The following is a 20,777-nucleotide window of genomic DNA, read 5'->3' on the forward strand; positions in this document are numbered from 1 at the left end:
TGAAATTTCCACTTATATAAAACTGAAAATTTCATCATTTACTCATAAATTAACCTTGTAATTTACTAAGGTAAAATCTTAAATCACTTGATACAGTTAGCCTAACACCTCTAAAATAGATTCTAATGTTTATAATGGTTTTATTTTTTAAACAAGATTTAATAAATATAGTATTCTATCCTAAAGGGGAAACATATCAAATTTATAAAAAAAGTAGGGAAGCTTGCAAAAACATACAAGCTTCCCTACCTTTTTACGTATTATTCAAGTTATTTTTTAAATAATTTAGCAAACCATGATTTTTCTTGTTGAGTAGATGCAACTAACTTCTTAGTTTCTTGTATTTCACGAATTACTTCTAATAGCTGTTGATCTCTGTTATTTATTTTCCCATCAATATTCTTTTGTTGTTCATCAACCTTATTCAGTAACATTTGATTAGTTTGTTCTAAATGGTCTATACGCTTTAAAAGTTCCATATTCATAGCTTTTTGTTCTTGAAAATATAGAGAAACCTCTTTCATACTTTCATACATCGTCTGAATAATTGGCTTCGTTATTTCGTCGTCTTCATCACTCTCTTCTACTACAATATAATCAACATTTTGTTTTAACATCTGTTCTATTATTTCCGGTGGCTCTTGTGCATCCTTCATATTAGCAATTAATTTAAACAACTCTAATGCTTCCTGTTCATATCTCAGTGTTCGCCCCTTCGTCCCAGCGACAGTTGGTAAATATGGTTTAAATTGATCCCGCCAGGCCTGAAGAGTTGTCCGTGGCTTCCCAAGCATTCTTGCTATATCTGCAAGGGAATATGTCTTCTTATACGGTTCTTCCCTATCCATTCCATCGTCCTCCCTCATCGTTATTTGTTATTATCGATGTCCGACATGTTGTCATTGCATTGTTATTGATTATCATGTATGTCGGTCATGTTGTCATTACATTGTTATTGATCATCATTTATGTCGGTCATGTTGTTGCTTTACTGTTATTCATCATCATTTATGTCCGACATGTCGGCGTCTAACTGTTATGTGTCTTATTCGTTTGAAAGAAGGTATTTCCTTGTTTATTTTGAATTTTTTAAGTATATGGGTTCATTAAATAATAAGTACGATTCAAGTCGTACTTATTATTTAAAATGTTTTTATTTTTGATGAAATGTGCTAAAGCATGATCAAAAGTAGCACTTAAGTCGTACCTAATGTATAAAGGAGGAATTATAAATGAAAATTGGAAGAAAAGTAGCGGATTTCGGAAATAGTTTTAATAATTTCATGGTTGATGGTTATTATATTGAACTTGCAACGAATGTAGTTAAAATTTCAAAGAAACAATCTGAGGATTTACTTGTTGATCGTATTTCTAGACCAGAGGATTTACTAGATAGATTACTAATTTCCACTGAAATCGAAGGTGAAGAGTCTTTCTATTTAGTTGGGCAATTAGCTGAAGATAATCAGTTGGCAAACTCGCATGTAAATAAGATGCACGATAAAATTAATAGTCCTATCCCATACGTAAGCTTTTTAGGAGCAATTGCATATTATCATGCCCTTAACGCTGAGCAAGAAGATAATGAAGTTGAAATTGAACACATGAGTATGATGCTTCCAATTTGGCTTTTAAAACGCGAAGAGAAATTTAGCATTGCCCATAAAAAAATGGAAGAAAGATTTATCGGTGAACATAAAGTTAAAGTGTTAACGCCAGGAATGGAGAAAGAACTAACTATTAAAGTCAATTCAGCCAAATGTAGAAATGAATCAGAAGTTGCTAGACATTCTTTAAAATATAAAATGGTTTCAAAAGATCAGAATACAAATGTAATCAGTATTGAAAAGCGATATGAATCTGAGAGGTTTGATGATTATGAAGTAGTTTTAACTGACATTGGCGGCGGTTCTACAGATGCTGTGCGATTAGGTAAAGGACTTACTACACCTAAGCACAGAGATTCTTTCCAAGTTATCGATATTGAGCCATTCTTAGGATACCTAGAACGCTTTAGAAAAGAAAAATTGATTCAATACTTTAAGGATCTAAGAACATTAGAGAAATTTATAGTCAATAATTATAAAGTACAAAAGTACGTACTATCGAATGAAAATACTGGTGAACAATATGATTTTACAAATGAAATTGTAGAGGCATTGAAAGAATATGCAAGGATTTTAGTTGCTAAAATTCTTGATATATTCATCCCAACTAGTACGAATACAGTATTGAAATTCATTTATATCGGAGGCGAAGCACCTGTTTTAGAACCATACATCCGTCTCGCTTTATTGAATCATATGTCTGAAATGGCTGCTAAAAACAATCACTTCTTCTTGAACGATATTATTCAAAATAGCGAAAAAGAGGTATTTGCTCCAACTTCACGTACAATTAATCTAGCTGCATTAGAATTAAAAGTAATTGATGAAATGAAGGGACAATTAGCATAGAATAAAGGGACGTGCTGATAATGGCTAAAAGTAGAAAAATGGCATTACATGCTGATAATATGCCTGAAGATGTATATAGGATTCTTAATGAAAAAGCTAATAGTAGACAATTAACAACATTTGTTGTTGAACTGGTACAAAATAAAAAACGTTATGAGCAACTACTGCAGAAATTAGATACTGTAGAACAGAGATTAAATCTCTTAGATACAGTTGAAAATAAATTGGATCTTCTACTTACTAATGGATTTGTTCCCGCACAGAAACAGGAAGATTTAAAGATGGAAGAGCCTGTACTCCAAGAAGGTAAAATTATTGACGCTAAGGTGGTACTTGGTGGTATTTCTGAAGAAGATAACGAAGAGATTGATTTCTAACTAATAAAAATGTGAAAAGATATTAAAGTTGTTTAATTATATACTTAGAGATGCAAAAACCACCTACAAGTTAATTTAGTAGGTGGTTTTAAAGTTGATAAAAAATACGTTTTATTTGTTGCTGTCGTTCATTTAAATGAATAATAAAGTTGTTTCATTTCGGAAAGCGCATCGTTTAACATAGCCCCCATTTATAATAAATAACGTTCAATAATTTGTTTTGTTATTTCTTCTTGATACTTACTAGAAAAAGGGTCTGCAAAACCATGCTCTGCTTCTACAATTTCAATAAACACATTACTTTTTTGTTCTAACATTTTTTTCAATTCTTTTGGTTCAAAGGACTTTTCTTTATCGCCATACAATAAAACAACTTCAGCTTTTGGTTCAATTTCTATATATTGTCTAATACGAGAACCATAAAAACCAATTACCTTTTGAATTGATGGCTCATCACTACATAGCCAACCAACAGTTGCCCCTATACTAAAACCAACAATCTGAATTTTATTATAAGACTGTTCAACATCACGTATGAGTTTCTTTATTTGTTGAAGTACAGCATCAAATCCAATATTTTGATTAAAATTATGATAGGCTACTTCTTCATTTTCATAAGAATATGGTACATCTTTCCCTAATAGATTTGGTATGTATACATCATAACCATTTTGAAAAAAATAATCTGCATAATATCGAATATGTTGATTGATTCCGTAAATTTCGTGAAGTAAAATCACACATTTTTCAACATTTTGTTTTAACTCCATTAGTAAATTCACACTCCCTTTCTGCCCTTCATTGTACTAATAAAACATCGTAATATTGTAATTTTATTATACATCAAAAAATAAAATACGGAATAAAGTCCCAATTCAATCCCGTCTTTTAAAGAAACTTTATTTGTTTTTAAACGACTTTATTGTAAATGTAACAACTTTATTGTCACTTAACAAAAAAGACCTTTAGGTGGTCTTATCCCTGTCAAGTAGACAGTATTAAAAAGACTAAGCAGCCATTGAGATTAATGCTTGTTATTCCTGGTATGTGTAAAACAAAAGGATACAACGGTGCAATTTTTATAAATAGTTAATCTTTTTTCAAAACGGTACATCTTTTTTTCTATTCGATGCGACTTTATTTCAAATCCACAGCTGATTCTATTGCATGTACCACATATCACCGCTATAAATTTCTTTATAATATAGATATTTCCCTATATCTGATCTTGTTATCAGAAACAGAGGTATAGGAGCATTTTTTGAAAAATTACTAGCGTGATATAAGCTACTGATTCTATTGCATGTACCACATACCACCGCTATAAATTTCTTTACAATATAGAAATTTCCCTATTTCTATAAGTCGATATTTCCCTATATCCTGATCTTGTTATCAGAAACAGAGGTATAGGAGCATTTTTTGAAAAATTATTGGCGTGATATAAGTTGCTGATTCTATTGTATGTACTAAATATCACCGCTATAAATCCCTTTGTAATATAGAAATTTCCCTATTTCTATAGGTGGATATTTCCCTATATTATTAATTTCGTGAACTTAAATATTGATATAGGGGTTCTGGGGCAAAAACTTCAAGATAATTACAATAAATCTATAAAACTTGGATATACTGATACTATTACTCTAGACAGGGTGGGTGATTGGTATAGAAAAAGAAAATTTGTTCAAATGGAAGCATTATCAGCCTAAACTAATCTTATTAACAGTAAGATGGTACCTGCGGTACAACTTAAGTTTTCGTGATTTGGTGGAAATGATGGAGAAACGGGGATTATCCCTGGTTTATACAAGCATTATGCGTTGGGTTCATCAATATGGATCTCAATTAGAAGAGAAAGTACGCCATCATCTTAAATCAACAAATGACTCGTGGAGAGTCGATGAAACTTATATTAAAGTAAAAGGGCAATGGGTGTACTTATATCGTGCAGTCGATTCAGAGGGGAATACCATTGATTTTTATCTAAGTAAATCAAGAGATAAACAAGCAGCCAAGCGCTTTTTCAAGAAAGCCTTAGCTTTTTCGTATGTTTCTAAACCTCGCGTGATAACAGTAGATAAGAACCCAGCCTATCCTGTAGCGATTCAAGAGTTGAAAGAAGAAAAACCTATGCCTGAAGGCATGCAACTAAGGCAAGTTAAATATCTCAATAATAGTGGAACAAGACCACCGGTTTATTAAAAGGCGAGTTCGTTCTATGTTAGGATTAAAATCATTTAAAACAGCAATCTCTATATTGTGTGGTGTTGAAGCCATGCATATGATGAAGAAAGGACAAGTGGTTTTACCGGACAAGTCCGTCCAAAAACAGAAGGAACTTATTCATAAATTGTTTTGCTTAGCTTCATAGGATAGAAATGTAGAGAAAATTGCTATTCTATGCTTCTAACTAACATTTTTGCACCAGAACCGATATAGGGATTCTTTTAGAAAATAACTAGAGTGATATATTTGACACTCCCATCCCTAAAGAAGGGCCTGTCGCACCGTAGTGAGCTTTCTCATTCGGAACATCTGTCAAATGATAATAAATTCGTTTGACAATCTAGATTTTATTCAAAAAATAGCACCCTAAAATTGGATAACATGGATACTGAAATGAACTTTGCTAATGCAAAAGATCTTAAAGATCGTCTCATTTACAATGAAATAGTCCTGATGTCATTACTATAACTTCCTTTATAATATAGAAATATCCCTATTTCTATAAGTGGATATTTCCCTACAGTCCTACTTTTGTTATCAAAAATGGAAGTACAAGGGGCGCTTTTGAAAAATTACTGGAGTAATATAAATTACTAATTCTATTGCATGTACCACATATCACCGCTATAACTTCCTTTATAATATAAGGAAATATCCCTATTTCTATAAGTGGATATTTCCCTATAGTCCTACTTTTGTTATCAAAAATGGAAGTACAGGGAGCGCTTTTGAAAAATTACTTGAGTAATATAAATTACTAATTCTATTGCATATACTAAATATTACCGCTATAACTTCCTTTACATTATAGGGAAATATCCCTATTTCTATAAGTGGATATTTCCCTATAATCCTACTTTTGTTATCAAAAATGGAAATACAGAGAGCGCTTTTGAAAAATTACTTGTAAATCGATAATATAGTTGTTTAATTCTTATTGAACTAAAGCACCTGTTTGTTTAAGTGAATACATTCACATTTATCATTTTCCGACAGAAGACTCCTTCCTCAAAAATGTGAAGGTGTGAAAACACCAATTTTAGGTGGGGGATGAATGTCGGTAGGCGTAAGCCTACTTTTTTTAGTATACTGTAGGTATCCTACGAAAAAAGTGAGGTGCAACCCATGTTAGTAAATACGGCATATAAATTTCGTATCTATCCAAATAAGGTACAAGAAATATTAATTGCTAAAACCATTGGGTGTAGTCGCTTTGTATTTAACCATTTTCTTGCTCTCTGGAATGACACCTATAAAGAGACAGGAAAAGGATTAACCTATCCTTCTTGCTCTGCCGAGCTTACTCAATTAAAAAAGCAACAGGATACACTTTGGTTAAAAGAAGTAGATAGTATTGCTCTTCAATCCACATTAAAAAACCTCGCAGATGCTTTTTCGCGTTTTTTTAAGAAACAAAATGATATTCCACGATTCAAATCTAAAAACAATAAGGTTCAATCCTACACAACAAAGCAAACGAACGGCAATATTGCGATTGTAGGTAACAAAATGAAATTACCGAAACTTGGCCTTATTCGCTTTGCCAAAAGTCGTGAAGTAGAAGGTCGTATTCTACATGCAACGATTCGACGTAACCCAAGTGGTACATACTTTGTATCTATCCTTGTCGAAACAGAGATACAAGAAATGCTTAAAACGGAATCCACTTGTGGAATGGACGTTGGGTTAAAAGATTTTGCTATTCTTTCTGATGGAACAACATATAAGAACCCTAAATTCTTCCGTATATTAGAAGAAAAGTTAGCAAAAGCACAGCATATCCTTTCCAGAAGAACGAAAGGTTCTTCGAACTGGAACAAGCAGCGTGTGAAAGTTGCAAGAATCCATGAACATATTGCCAATGCGAGAGCTGATTACTTACATAAACTCTCTACTGAAATCATCAAAAACCACGATGTCATCGGTATAGAAGACTTACAAGTCAGTAACCTGCTCAAAAATGGAAAGCTTGCAAAAGCAATTAGTGAAGTATCTTGGTCACAATTTCGAACGATGTTGGAATATAAAGCAAAATGGTATGGCAAACAAGTTGTTGTGGTATCTAAAACATTTGCTTCTAGTCAGTTATGTTCCAATTGTGGATACAAGAATAAAAACGTTAAAAATCTAATAATTCGTGAGTGGAATTGCCCTTCTTGTGGCACACATCACGATAGAGATAGGAATGCAGCGATCAACCTGAGAAACGAAGCAATTCGTCTCTTAACCGTAGGAACTACGGGGATAGCCTAATCCATTAGAGTTCGATAGAACTCTGTACTTAGGAATCTCCCACTTCAAACAGTCCGTAAGGACGTTAAGTGGTGAGTAGTTCAAATATTCAGCATTCTTCTCTAACAGGTTCAAGATAAATTGTAATTTGTTAATCGATATGTTTGTGTAACCACTGTTCAAATATCTTTAACTGTTCTTCAGTATGAAAGTAATGTTCACCTGTTTCCATGACTTCTAATTCACAACGATGTTTTTTTGTAAAATAGTTAATAGTTTCAAGTTCGCACAGTTCATCCTTGGCTCCATACATAATATATGTATCTGTATTCCATGTATTAATAGGATGTTCTTTTACATAGCATAAATAATCCCAATATAACTTTTGACCAATAGGTGTCTCTATAGTCATTTCTTTTTGCAAAAGCTCTGGTGTTACATTAAACCATTTCATCATATTTTCGATAATTCGTTCCATATTAACTACTGGTGATAAAAATAATGCCTTTTCTAACACATCATTTTGATAGGCTAAAAGGCTAAAATAAGCTCCCATACTACATGCAAACACGCTTACTTCTTTCCAATGTTCTTTTGCGTAATTCATAATTATAGATAATTCACTAACACAAAACTGTACTTTGCAAGGAGTATTATCATTTTTTCTTTCTCCATGCTCAGGTAAATCAAAGCTTAATACTTGATAACCTTTTTGATTGGCTTCTTCAGCTAATATTTGAATAACTGCATCTTCCTTATTTGACATATTCCATGTACTGCAATAAAAATTTTTTCACTCTTATCTCCCCATAAAACCGTGGGAATATTACTAATTTTAAAATTATCTTTAAGCATATTTCCTCCATAGAATAAGACATATAGGACTTGGCAAAAAACCGCACACACTTTATAATCCTCTACTCAGTTTTAAACAAATCAAACTATTCCTAATTTATCACAAATTAATTATAATACCTCTCTATCTCTATATAACAGAGTCTACTTTGTATTTATAATCTTTCTTTTTTTCCATTTCTTCAGAAGCTACAAGTTCTTATTTTGATTCCTTATTGAGCTAATCTACTCCGTTAGTGGAAGAAGGATTTTTAAACAATTATATTATTTTTTAAATGACTTTATTGTAAATTAAACAACTTTATTATCACTGCACATTACTGGAGTAATATAAATTACTAATTCTATTGCATGTACCACATATCACCGCTATAACTTCCTTTATAATATAGAAATATCCCTATTTCTATAAGTAGATATTTCCCTATAGTCCTACTTTTGTTATCAAAAATGGAAGTACAGGGAGCGCTTTTGAAAAATTACTGATCCTATCGTATGTACCACATATCACTACATAATTTTCTTTATAATATAACAATATCCCTATTTCCATATTCGGATATTTCCCTATATACCTACTTTTACTATCAAAAATATTGAAATAGGTCACCGCCACTAGGTTAAGATCATGCAACGTTAATTATAGAAAAGTTTTTTTATAACGCTCCTAAAACAACTTGTGCATTTTCACCTGAAGATGCCAATTTTCTCGTTCTAGGATATTTGCTTTTCTTAGCTTGATGATGATGTAGGCATGAGATATAAGGGAGGTTTTTCAAAAAATAAATGGAGTGATATAAATGACAGATTCTATTGCATGTACCACATATCACTGCTATAATCTACTATATAACATAGGGAAATATCCCTATTTCTATAAGTAGATATTTCCCTACACCTCTAATTTTTTCACTAAAATACAGAAATGGGCATCTAGGGGAGTTTTTCAAAAAATAAATGGAGTGGTATAAATGGCTATTACAATTACTGTTGGGAATTACAAAGGGGGCGTTGGTAAAACCACTAATGCTGTATTAAACTCTTATGAATTCGCAAAAAAAGGGAAACGAACATTACTCGTTGACCTTGATCCACAGAGTAATGCAACAAAATCTCTAATGTTAACAAAATCTATCCTTAATCCTGATGAAAAAGTAACTTTAAATAAAACATTAATGAAAGGAATTCAAGAGGGGAATTTAGATGGATTAGAAGTTGAAATAATGGAAAATTTATATTTAATTCCTTCTTATGTTGATTTTCAAGATTTCGCAAAATTTCTATATAAATCGTGTTCTTCGGAAACAGAAGAAGATTTCTACTTTAAGGGATTACTTGAGAAAATAAAGCATAAATACGATTACATATTTATCGATGTTCCACCTATGTCAATTGAAGTCACAAAAAATGCAGTTGTAGCTTCTGATTATGTTCTGATAACTCTACAAACACAAGAACGTTCTCTTACAGGTGCAGAAAACTACATTAACCAACTAATAAAATTAAAAGAGCAATATAATCTTGATATTGAAGTTGTAGGAATTCTTCCAGTGCTATTAAAAAATAATGGTAAAGTGGATGAATACATTATGGAAAATGCTCGTGAAATTTTTGGTGAAGAAAACCTATTTAAAAATATCGTTCCACAGATGGAACGTATTAAAAGGTTTGATGTTAACGGTATTACTGAAAATGATAGACATGATTTAAATGTAATAGAACTATACGAAAAAATTAGTGATGAATTATTATCTCGTATCAATATTTTTGAAAGTCTGAAGGTTGGTGTATAACATGGCAAGAACTCCTGGATTATTAGGCAGAAAAAAGAGCAATTTTGACCCAACAGATCCTTATATCCCAAACGAGGATTCAGTTGTAACAAAAAGTGACGAGAATACTCCTACTTTTCCACCTATAAATGAAGAAAAACAAGCGACTCAGCAAGAGAAAAAGAAATTTAAAAACCAACAAGGCAGTATTAAAATTTCTAGTCAATCTAAGGAAGAGCTTGGAGCACTAATGAAACTTACTAATAAGAAATATGCTCACGAAATAATAGATTTACTTATTAATCATTATGTAGAAAATCAATTAACTCCCGAACAGAAAAAGAAATTTAAATTATTAACAGAGATTTAGTAATATAGAAATATCCCTACTTAGAAATAGGGATATTTCTATATTTTTTGTAGTTTAAAGAAATAACATCAACAGAACTTCTTCCACGACTTTCTCTTCCCTCTCGTCGCCGTAATTTCCTCATGTTATTCCTTTATCGCTCATTTTATTTCTTGAATCTCCCACTTCAAACGGCCCGTAAGGACGTTAAGTGGTGAGTAGTTCAAGAACAAAGAAGAACTATTAGCAATCACTGAAAGATGGGTGAATAGAGATTTTAGTAAAATTGTAGAAGAACATAACTATTTCTGGGAACTTCAAGACGGCAAGATAGGTGAAGCTACAGAAATGGATCCGATAGAAGAGCAAACATTCTCTTTAAATAATTTCGGTGATGAAGTAACAGCCGCATTACATAAATCAAGAGATCTTCAGTACGTTGGAGAATAATAAACATCTATAAATTATAGTTAGAAGCTTCCATTTAGGGAGGCTTATTTTTTATGTTTTTTTAGTTTTTGATTTAGAATTTTCATTCTTCCGATAGAAAAACGATAGGGACAAAGAACACATACAAAACGTCTCGCATATCATCGCTGTGCTCTTTTTCAAAAGATATAGAAATATCCCTATTTCTATAAGTAGATATTTCCCTATATCCTTGCTTTTGTTATCAGAAATGAAGGTATAGGAGGAACTTTTGAAAATTTACCGGAATAATATAAATTACTGATTCTATTGTATGTACCACATATCACTACTATATTCTTCTTCACAATATAGAAATATCCCTATTTCCATAAGTGGATATTTCTATATATTCTTGCTTTTGTTGTCACAAATAAAGAAATTACTCCTGCTTCTTCACCTAAAAATGAGCAAAAACAAGTGAATTGACAGGAGAAAAAGAATTTTAAAAATCAACAGGGCAGTATCGAAATTTCTAGTCAATTTATGAAAGAACCCGGGGCACCAATGAAACTCACTAATGGGAAATATGCTCATGAAATAATTGATTTACTTATACATCATTATGTAGAAAATCAATTAACTCCTAAACAGAAAAGGAAATTTAAATTATTAACTGAGATTCAGAAATATAGAAATATCCCTATTTCTTAATAGGGATATTTCTATATTTCTGTAGTGTATTTTAAAACAGGCAAATTCAATAACTACATAAAAAAGAATCCTATTTCTAGGACTCTTTTTTATGTTAATTTTTAGCTTTAGCTTACATTTTATCAATGATCATTTGTCTTTTATACCATTGGTTTAATTTGTCCCTCGCAGTTCCAGAGAGACGCTTTGTTTTTTTATTATAGAATCTTGAAAGAGTGGGCTGTGATATGCCTATCTCTGCTGAGAGCTCTCGCATAGTTATGTTCTTTCTCCGATGCATAAATTCTATTCTATCCCGAATTAACTGTTCATTTCTATTCATATCTAAGGGCTTTTCTTCAGTTTTTACTGGCTGATTATCCCTATGAATTACGTCAATAGTCTGCTTCTTCGCTAAGCTTTCCGTTGAATGAATTACATCAGTAGCCTTCTTCTTTGCTAAGTTTTCCATTGAACGAATTAATTCATTAGGTGGTAGTATTACTATTCCTAACTGTGAATAATATTTTTTAAACCAATTCTTCTTCGTCAATTGTTCCTCATCTAAACTTTTATCATATTCCCAATGGGAAATTACACCTTCTTTTTCTAAATCAATTAAAACATTTTCTAATTGATCACGAATACGATTGGGCTTTTGCTTTTGGTTAATGCCCATTACTGCTAATAACCCTTTATCTCCCCCTATAGAGTATGGCCTTTTTAAGTTAGAAAACATTTGACGAATTCTCCACTGCCATGTCAAATAACGAATTAATCTTTTATGATATTTGTGTCTATAGCTATTATATTCAAGGGCCTTTTTTGATAATAGTGCCGTAGTGCTATTAGATCCATATAGATAACTGGATAAGAAACTGCCCGGTTTAATTCGGCACGATTCTATACCCATGTATTCATTAGTATTTTTATCTCTCCAAAGCACTACAGAATCTAATACAAATAACCTTTTAATTACCTCGCGCTTTACTTCATAATGTTTACCTGTTTCAGCGCGATCATTTAGTACGACTACTTCATTCTCATCATTTAAGTATATAAAAATACTTGCTAGAGCTGCTATACGCTTAGCTACTTTAATCTTATCTTCTACTCTATAATATTCAACACCATTTGCTTTTGCTTTTGAAATACTGCACATTTCTAAAACTTGCTCATATGAAAAATCGATAAATTCATCAGGTGAGCTTGCTTCATTTAGCCATTGAATTGTGATAGTGTCTAATACGTCTGCTGTTAAATCATCCATATTACTCATTACACCATCTACTAATGTGTTCCATCTTGCGGCTTCTTCTATATTCGTTAACCTTAGATCTTCATCTTTATGAGATGAAAGCTGTGCTACCCCATTACTATCTTTCGTTTCAATAGGATATGATTTTAATTTTGTATTTTCATCTTCCTCAAATTGATTCTTCGCTATTCCATCTCTTAACTTATAATAAACAGCCGAATTATTTACTTCCAAATAATTTTTATCCACTATATTCGCATCAGGCTCGACTACTGGTGTATATGTTTTAGTATTATATGTTTCATCATTGCGAAACTCTTGTGCTATAAAGACTTCTATTGTCTCATGAATCTCTAATTTGTAAGTATCAATATTCTTAAATATATCTAAAGATGAAATCCCTTTTCTTTGTTGCTGCTGTACCCACTTTACAAGCATTGAAAATGATGGAGAAAGGTATTCTGAAGTTACAATTTTACTATTATCTGCTTCAACGTCTACATAGTAAGAATTCCATTTATGCCACAATTGCTCGTTCTGTTTATAAAGTGGTTCTGTTATTGACAATGCATCTCTAAACAATTGTAGAACGTCTTCCATATATATTTTGCTCCTAACATACATTTAATAAATATTATCTAAACGTGAAAATATTTAGCTATATGATGTCCCTTTCTAAATAACAAGAAAGATGATCAGAATATTCTATTTGAAATTTTCTACGTTATACCTTTACAGGACTCTAGTATTCACACCTGTGGTCATCCCTTTTAATGATTATACTAGACCAACTCAATTTGTAAAATCAAAATACGACTTAATTCAAGGGTTTATGTAATATCTTAATTTTTTTCATAGCTTTTTCTATTGGTCTTATTTTTTATAAACATGAAAATCTGTAGCTATATCATTACCCATTCACCTGCACAAAATCTTTTGAAAAAGAAGATTAAAGCTTGATATAACAGAATTCCTCTTGTAATTATAATTTGGAATACAAAAATTTATGGATATATGATGTCCTTTTTAAAACTAGAATTTTTAAGTTTCATCCCTTTAGTATCAACCCTTAAAGGCCGTTTTACGAATAATTTCATAGTTAAAAGCATGAAAATTTATAGCTACATGATGTCCCTTTTTTATGAAAAGATGAAAAAGACTTTAGCTATGTGATGTCCTTTTTTATGAAAAGATGAAAAGACTTTAGCTATGTGATGTCCTTTTTTATGAAAAGATGAAAAAGACTTTAGCTATGTGATGTCCCTTTTTTATGAAAAGATGAAAAGACTTTAGCTATATGATGTCCTTTTTAAAATTAAAAATTTTAGGTTTCATCCCTTTAATATCAACGTTTAAAGCCGTTTTACGAATGATTTCGTAGTTAAAAACATGAAAACTTATAGCTATATGATGTCCCTTTCAAATAATGAAAAACCTCTATAAATCCTTTCATATCATACATTCACTACCCTTTTCTTGTATTTTCAACTATTTATATAACATGAAAACCTGTAGCGGTATGATGTCCCTTTTTTTATAAAAAGATGAAAATCCGTTAGCTATATGATGTCCCTTCTAAAATTTGAAATTTTGAGTTCAAACACTTTAATACCAACGTTTAAAGGCTATTCTATGAATAATTTCATATCTAAAAACATGAAAACTTATAGCTATATGATGTCCCTTTCGTATTTATGAAAGAACCTCATAAACATTGATATAACAATGTTTATGAGGTTCTTTCTAATAATTTATCGATTTTCTAGAAAGATGAAAATCTATAGCGGTATGATGTCCATAAAAAAAAATCGATAAATCTCCAAATCCCTTGATACACAAGGGATTTGCGCATATTTCATCTTTTCACTTTTCCTCTTAAAGGGGCACATTTCATCAAATTTCGATTTGCTATAATCATAATTGGTATATTTTATATTGTTTTGGCATATATTTCTTAATTTATGTGTAGGAGGTGAAAAAGATGGGACAATCATTTATTATTCGTAATCAACGTAGTCTAAATGGACAAGATACAAATGCAGTTCTAGTAACATTAAAATCTTGGCAGAAACTTGTTGAAGCTTTTGAAGAAAAATACTATAGCTATAAAGATACCTACCTTGAAGATATTCTGGATCATATGACATATGAAGAACGCATTGCTGATGTAGACGGCTTTGTGGCTCAGGCGAAACCATCTTTTTCACGTCGTACGCTATCTGCTATTTCAGAAACAATTGGACGAAAACATAAATTATATGGCATTACAAATGCAGATTTAGAAGTCTTCTTATATCTACACAAGAAATGTTACACAAATGGGGTTATTCCAAATGTAACAGTACATATGATGTGGGAAGATTACAAGCAATATAAAGAGGAATTTGCTTATATACAGCATTCTCAATTCTATATTGCACTAAAGAAATTAAGTTTACATAACATTATTACAATTGAAAATGAATTAGATGGCCGCTATACCATTAAGCTCACTCATTTTATGAACGAAGAAACTGAAAAGGCAAATTCCTATGTGTATATTAGCCCAGTCGTATTTACCAAAGCTTTCTTTAAGCTTTCAGTTGCGGCTAAGAAACTATTCTTGGACATTGCTATGCAACAGCACAGCGAAACGACTCTTAAACGTTCCTTAGACAAACAGGATGAAAGAGGGAATTTAACTCATTTTGGCGGAATGTACCGCTTTTTACATAAGAAATACCCACATCAAATCCGTGCGGTTATGAAGGAATTAACAACTGCATTACCATGTACAGGGACTCCCCTATTCAAAATTTGCAAGTTACAAAAAGGGGTTAAAAATACAAAAAGATATACGACGTTATATCTATCCTTGCATACAGATTTCTTATGTACAAAAGAAGCTGGAGAAGTACAGTATCGCGATCCATTCACCCCTAAGGTTACGTATGCTCGGAAAGCTCGTTTTATTGAATCTGTGCTACAAGAACTGAATATCGGTGAATTTGCACAAGACATGAATAAATTTATCCATGTACTTAAGTATACTTGTCATCGACAAATTCGAAGTGTCATTCGTAGCTTACGTGACATGATAGATCGTAATGAAGAATATCCGAGTAAGTTAGTGTATACACTGAAAAAATTATTAAATCAAACATCACAATATCAAATTCTTGATACAGCAGCAAAAGAAGGCATTTACCCTCTTATTACACAACATGTTCCAAAAGAACAAAAGGAGCAAGCTGTATTTGATTTTGGATTGCATTTCTCTATGTACTCTCTACGAAACATCAAAAAGTTGTTCCGTAAAACATATGAGTTACTAAAATCCAAATTTGCTGTACCTGTTACAGAGGAATCGTATCACCGCAACTATTTAAAGTATCAAGAAGAAACCTTGTTTAGAAAGTACGCCTATGAACAAGGTACAAATCTAAATGCTTATATGGCTTTAGAAATAGAAATACGTGAACTCCTTAAAGCAAGAGGACATAAAGAACGCTTTATTCCGAGTGATGTTCGCGAATTGTTCATTGAAAAGATAGATCGACTACCTAAAGAAAAGCTTCGCGTTATTGAAGTACCAGATGAATTCAATTTGATTACATTTATGCGTGCATTTGAACAATTGGTACGCGCTGGTATTCATGTAACAACTGCCGAACAAGTACTTGAGGTAATAGAAATAAATTAACGATACTCCGCTCTCTATTTTTGAAAAAAATACAAATAGAGGGCTATTCGTGTTGATTACATTATTTAAAAACCCTTCACTAACTTCTCCTCATAGACACCCTTACTCGATTCTATTCATAATAGAGTCTTTTTTTATACATTCCTATACAAAATTGTACTGCAATTAACTAATTTTCCACACCTATATTTAAATAAACACGTTATATTTATCTAAAATGCATACAAATACCTACAAAAAATCATAAGAAAAACATTAAATTTCGTGGGTATGTAGATAAATAAAACCCGATGTGAATAATATTATGTAATGATTATTGAAATAAAGGGATTTTGGCACTTCACCTATCAAAAATCGTCAATATATATGTGAGTAATGTGAGAAATTCTAATTATGTTGATTAGTTAGCCTATATTGTGAATGTTTTGTGAGTAAATATTTTAAAATTGTGGACATACAGTGGATGAAATGAAAATTTAGCACTTGAATAAATATATTTAACAATGCATCAATTTATTTCATTTTTTATGTAGAAATATATGATTTCATTTATGATTATTTGTAGGTTTTATACCTTACTAATGGCTAATTTTGTGTTGTTAGATTTTGCTGTTTATGATTTTTTACGCTATAGTATGCTTAAATTCCTTGTTATAGTAGGAATAAAATCATATTTACTCTCCCTATATAAGTTTTGTCTTTATATTTTAAATATATATAAGATATATATTTATATAAGATTTTATTAATTAATAAAAAGAGTCACGTGTTATTAACATGTGCACTCTTCAGATAACTATTATTGTCAAAATAGTAGCTATCATAATTTATTTTTCCTTTAAAAATCTCCCCTGGTTAATTTCAAGGCTAAATTTCTTTAAATTTTATGGTTGCAACAACTTGGGCATGATCAGATTGTGTTTTATTTTCAATATCATCACATTTTAAATGTCGGTCAAGTACCTTATATGAGCTTACTCGACCAACGTGTTGTCTGTTTTTTTCATTAAGTGCATTAGATACAAAAATATAGTCTAGTACGTTTCCTAATTTTCCATAATAATGTGTGGGCAATCTTTTTTGTCCACTTTGATTTGGAGCTAAGTCAAAAGCATCATAAAGTTTATGGTTATAGACAATCTGTTGATCGTCATCCAAAATTGGATCATTCTTTATTTTTAGAAGCCTTTCTCTATTAGTTAATGCTTCTATGGGAATAGAGTGTTCATCATCGTTTAAATCACCAAGCAAGATAACTGGAACCTCTTTATGAGTGTGTAAAGTTTCAGATATATCATGATACAAGGCTGCTGCTTCTGCCCCCCGTTGTAGTAATGATATTACATGTCCTCTCGATCTTGCTCGTAAAGTTGCTAATATCTTTTTATCCAATGCATCACCAGGATTAAAATGTACATCTCTAACTGCTGGGTTTTTGGATTTCAAATGCGAAACATAAAAAACAATATCACCAGAACCATCAATATGTATCGTAGCCTTTATTGGAATACGACTGAATTTGAAATCTTCATTAACAGGTATTTCCTCCATAATGGAATCTGGTACTTTAACAGGATTTACTGATATTATTGGATATTTTGAAGCTATCGCAACTACAGGTTTTATAAATATTAATGGATTATCTATATCTGTAACAGGGGTTTCTACTGTTTCAAAATGAATAAACCCTAACTCCTCAACTAAGCTTTTCAAAATAGCTGAGCTAAATACTTCTTGAAAACCAATAACATCGCATTCCATCTTTAATATTTGTTCTTTAATCCATTCTTTCTTCATCAACCATTCAGCATCTGAATAGATGTTATGAGGTTCATACCATTTGAAAGGAGGTTCAACAAATTGGTATAAGTTAAATGTTCCACAGCGAATTTGCATAAACTTTCACCTTCTTTAGTTATGTAATTTGTAATACCCATTGGACGGTTATCAGAGGGTGTATATAGCACTAATCATATTCCGCAATAAAGGGTATGTAGAAATACTGGATTAAGAATTAGTATGAATAGCTCAGTATATTTTCATTCTCTGTGATGAAGTGATGATTTTTCTACTTCAGTTTGGAATCTTGTGTTACCATATTTATATTTACTGCTATCGCTGAACTTTAAAAAGACGTAAGAGTCGAAAGAACGGAATATGGCTGTGAGAGAAAAAGCAAGAGATTTTATCCCTTGCTCAGGCTGAGGAAGGCATGAGAAACAAAAAAATTTGCAAAATGGCCAGATATTTCTGTGTTATGCCAACTCTTCAAGAAAACCTATTTGTTTAAGAATCCTCTCTTAGCGGACGGCACTCTAATTCGAAGAGAGGCATGCAAGCATACTCTGGATTAGACAGATCTGCAATAAGAAGAGCAATGCCTACATCTCCCCAGTAAAGACTATGGCTCCTCAACCAAGGTGATGACATATTAGATATAGCCATCTCACCTATTTTACGTGCTCGATCAAGCCATTTCTTATCCCTGGTATACTTATAAATGTTGAGTAAAGCGTAAGATTGTCCGGCAAGTCCACAACAAAGGTTACTACTATTTCCATCCGCCTCAGTCCATGTGTGCCATGCAGATCTTTCAGCCAATTCAAAAAGCCTAAAGTCGTCATATACCTCGTAAGCTAAAGACCACAAATGTGTATATCCTGCTGTTCCGTGACACCAGCCAGCCCAAACCGTGTTATCACACGGAGAACGTTTCCAACATACACCTTGTCCTTTTGTCTCTGCTAAATCGGCGAGTTGCCACAAACGTTTCTCAACTTCATATGTAGGCGAAATCTCTAATACATGACACCATTGTAAAGTAGCGTAAAGAATACCAGCCCATCCGTGTGCAATGCCCAGCCAAGACAGCTCCTTGCATTCTTGTATTGGAGCATATAACTTGATTTGGGACCAGATTTCTTCTACTATATTCTGACCTAATTCCAAAAGTAATGATCTATCAACCGATCCATCAGAAGGAATTGAGTTAATTAGGTTGGTACACCCAATTAATGTGCTTGACCTCCCTAAAGTTAAGTCAATGTTTTCACAAGTATGCTGGGATGTGGCAACAAAATGTTGAATTTCCTCTGATAATGAAGAAAAATCGCCCATTGCGTTATTTATCAGTCCTTGTACACAGTGTACACCATTAACTGTGTGGTATATTGATATCGGACCGATAGTCTTTTCTGTAAAATCTAATTCTTCGCTGTGGAACGCCGACTTCCGATCACACTCTCTCTTAGCCCGATTGGACCATAAATCGGCAACAGCTAGGAGTGCTGGATCGTTTCGAAGACATGCAATGCGGTAAAACATATAGGCAATTCCTGCTGAGCCAAAATTAACAGAAGAAGTTGGAGCGTAAGGTAATCCCTTAGAGATAAGAGTGCCAAGTGTACCATACTTTTGAAGTATTGCCTGCAATCTTTCTTCTCCTAAAATAGTAGGATTAGAAGGGTTTTTTGAATTATGATTGGTTGAATTCACTTCCATTGAATCAAGTGCTACTCTTAACTGTTGAGCAAATACCGCTACCGAGGGAAAGCGTTCTTCGGGATTCTTACTAAGAGCCCTAGCAAGGGATTCTTCAACCTCGGGCCATGGTTCCATTCCACGATAGGTAAAGGGCAAAGGATTCTCTTCAGAAATCTGTCGAAACATCTCCATTTTTTCAAAGGAAAAATCTAGGTAGTGCCGTCCTGTAATAAGTAAATAAAGTAGTGCTCCTAGAGCATACTGTTCACTCATGATGGTAACGGTTTCTGGATCCTTGCCAAGTAGGTAAGTCTCTGCATACTCTGGTTCAAAATAAAATCCAATGCCAGCACGTTGAGGATCGTCGAAATGTTGTGGCTGTTTGTCCATCCAAGCTAAACCAAAATCAATAATTTTAATTCGACCAACTTCGTCAATTAGTAAGTTTCGAGGATGGACATCCGCATGAATTACACCTTGGGCATGTAGGGATGCATAGGCTTCTAATATCCTGCAGCAAATATCATGTAACTTAACATTTTTTTTACCAGTTGAAGATTTGCGTAATTCCTCAGCAACAATTGTTGCAATCTTTCCTGTGCACCATTCCATTACTAGATATCTTTTTCCCTGATACCGGCCCGTATGTCTGAGCTTTGGATTATAGATTCCATCCAATCTCTCAATGATGGCTGCTTCACGAATTAAGGCTTTGTTTGCCTGTTCATCACTCTTCTTTCGAGCTATCTTTAAAGCACAAAGTGTTCCGTTTTCTTCCTTTACTTGATAGACTTCGGTATCTTCAAGAACCTGTACACACTGTAATACTTCCCACTTAGCTACCCTTGTACCTGTGGTAAGAGTTGGCACAATGCGGCTAGCTTCCTCCGAATGAGCAGGAACTAAGATCCTTGACGCTCGTAGGTTTCGAAGAAGCGGAAAAGTATTGTTTAAGGTCTCTTCTGGGTCCAAACGACGCTTCA

The 20,777-nt window shown here is 32.6% G+C and carries 13 protein-coding genes and 3 pseudogenes; 10 read left to right on the forward strand and 6 right to left on the reverse strand.

The annotated features are described in order from the left end of the window. Positions 1-269: 269 nt before the first annotated feature. Positions 270-848: a DUF3967 domain-containing protein gene (locus AC1M36_RS23825; protein ID WP_336454082.1), complete on the reverse strand. Its 579-nt coding sequence runs from the start codon at positions 846-848 to the stop codon at positions 270-272. Here AC1M36_RS23825 and AC1M36_RS23830 point away from each other — a divergent pair. The 3 genes from AC1M36_RS23830 to AC1M36_RS23840 all read left to right on the forward strand — a co-directional run bounded on the left by AC1M36_RS23830 (position 818) and on the right by AC1M36_RS23840 (position 2,833). Further along, the gene (locus AC1M36_RS23830) at positions 818-1,033 is read left to right on the forward strand and encodes a hypothetical protein (protein ID WP_479846260.1); all 216 of its coding nucleotides are present in this window, start codon (positions 818-820) and stop codon (positions 1,031-1,033) included. The two genes, AC1M36_RS23825 and AC1M36_RS23830, sit on opposite strands and share 31 nt — an antisense overlap. A 199-nt stretch (positions 1,034-1,232) precedes the next feature. Then, positions 1,233-2,456 carry a ParM/StbA family protein gene (locus tag AC1M36_RS23835; RefSeq protein ID WP_336454081.1) on the forward strand — a complete coding sequence of 408 codons (1,224 nt, stop codon included), beginning with the start codon at positions 1,233-1,235 and terminating at the stop codon, positions 2,454-2,456. Positions 2,457-2,476: 20 nt separating this feature from the next. Beyond that, positions 2,477-2,833 carry a hypothetical protein gene (locus AC1M36_RS23840; RefSeq protein ID WP_479846261.1) on the forward strand — a complete coding sequence of 119 codons (357 nt, stop codon included), beginning with the start codon at positions 2,477-2,479 and terminating at the stop codon, positions 2,831-2,833. Positions 2,834-3,024: 191 nt separating this feature from the next. Here AC1M36_RS23840 and AC1M36_RS23845 read toward each other — a convergent pair whose 3' ends face one another. After that, positions 3,025-3,603 carry a dienelactone hydrolase family protein gene (locus AC1M36_RS23845; protein WP_479846262.1) on the reverse strand — a complete coding sequence of 193 codons (579 nt, stop codon included), beginning with the start codon at positions 3,601-3,603 and terminating at the stop codon, positions 3,025-3,027. A gap of 898 nt (positions 3,604-4,501) precedes the next feature. On the opposite strand from AC1M36_RS23845, the gene AC1M36_RS23850 reads away from it, so the two are divergent. Both AC1M36_RS23850 and tnpB read left to right on the forward strand, forming a co-directional pair. Continuing rightward, positions 4,502-5,207, forward strand: a protein-coding gene (locus tag AC1M36_RS23850; protein WP_420792381.1) for an IS6 family transposase whose coding sequence is annotated in 2 segments (ribosomal slippage) — positions 4,502-5,013 and positions 5,012-5,207 — 708 coding nt in all. Because the reading frame shifts where the segments join, the coding sequence is not laid out codon by codon here. A gap of 980 nt (positions 5,208-6,187) precedes the next feature. Beyond that, on the forward strand, positions 6,188-7,315 hold the full coding sequence (gene tnpB / locus AC1M36_RS23855) for an IS200/IS605 family element RNA-guided endonuclease TnpB (protein ID WP_479846263.1): 1,128 nt from the start codon (positions 6,188-6,190) through the stop codon (positions 7,313-7,315). A 130-nt stretch (positions 7,316-7,445) separates the two neighbouring features. Here tnpB and AC1M36_RS23860 read toward each other — a convergent pair. Next, positions 7,446-8,149, reverse strand: a pseudogene (locus AC1M36_RS23860) (alpha/beta hydrolase). 971 nt (positions 8,150-9,120) lie between these two features. Between AC1M36_RS23860 and AC1M36_RS23865 the strand changes: the two are divergent. The 4 genes and pseudogenes from AC1M36_RS23865 to AC1M36_RS23880 all read left to right on the forward strand — a co-directional run bounded on the left by AC1M36_RS23865 (position 9,121) and on the right by AC1M36_RS23880 (position 11,392). After that, entirely contained in the window at positions 9,121-9,942 is an 822-nt protein-coding gene (locus tag AC1M36_RS23865; protein WP_241819251.1) for a ParA family protein, read from the forward strand. A 1-nt stretch (position 9,943) separates the two neighbouring features. After that, complete coding sequence (locus AC1M36_RS23870; RefSeq protein ID WP_336454301.1) at positions 9,944-10,291, forward strand: hypothetical protein; 348 nt, start codon at positions 9,944-9,946, stop codon at positions 10,289-10,291. Positions 10,292-10,492: 201 nt separating this feature from the next. Continuing rightward, positions 10,493-10,720: pseudogene (locus AC1M36_RS23875) on the forward strand (DUF6241 domain-containing protein); the annotation flags it as partial. Between the two features lie 357 nt (positions 10,721-11,077). Continuing rightward, positions 11,078-11,392: pseudogene (locus AC1M36_RS23880) on the forward strand (hypothetical protein). Between the two features lie 112 nt (positions 11,393-11,504). Here the strand turns inward: AC1M36_RS23880 and AC1M36_RS23885 are convergent. Next, a complete protein-coding gene (locus AC1M36_RS23885) occupies positions 11,505-13,229 on the reverse strand; it encodes a helix-turn-helix domain-containing protein (protein WP_336454302.1) in 1,725 nt (574 codons plus the stop codon). 1,381 nt (positions 13,230-14,610) lie between these two features. Between AC1M36_RS23885 and AC1M36_RS23890 the strand changes: the two genes are divergently transcribed. Further along, a complete protein-coding gene (locus AC1M36_RS23890; RefSeq protein WP_336454303.1) occupies positions 14,611-16,311 on the forward strand; it encodes a hypothetical protein in 1,701 nt (566 codons plus the stop codon). An 867-nt stretch (positions 16,312-17,178) separates the two neighbouring features. On the opposite strand, the gene AC1M36_RS23895 is transcribed toward AC1M36_RS23890, so the two are convergent. Both AC1M36_RS23895 and AC1M36_RS23900 read right to left on the reverse strand, forming a co-directional pair. Continuing rightward, the gene (locus AC1M36_RS23895) at positions 17,179-18,207 is read right to left on the reverse strand and encodes an endonuclease/exonuclease/phosphatase family protein (RefSeq protein WP_336454304.1); all 1,029 of its coding nucleotides are present in this window, start codon (positions 18,205-18,207) and stop codon (positions 17,179-17,181) included. Between the two features lie 390 nt (positions 18,208-18,597). Beyond that, a complete protein-coding gene (locus AC1M36_RS23900) occupies positions 18,598-20,664 on the reverse strand; it encodes a lanthionine synthetase LanC family protein (RefSeq protein ID WP_336454305.1) in 2,067 nt (688 codons plus the stop codon). Positions 20,665-20,777 lie beyond the last annotated feature (113 nt).

This window comes from Bacillus sp. Medicinal_06, assembly GCF_056711665.1.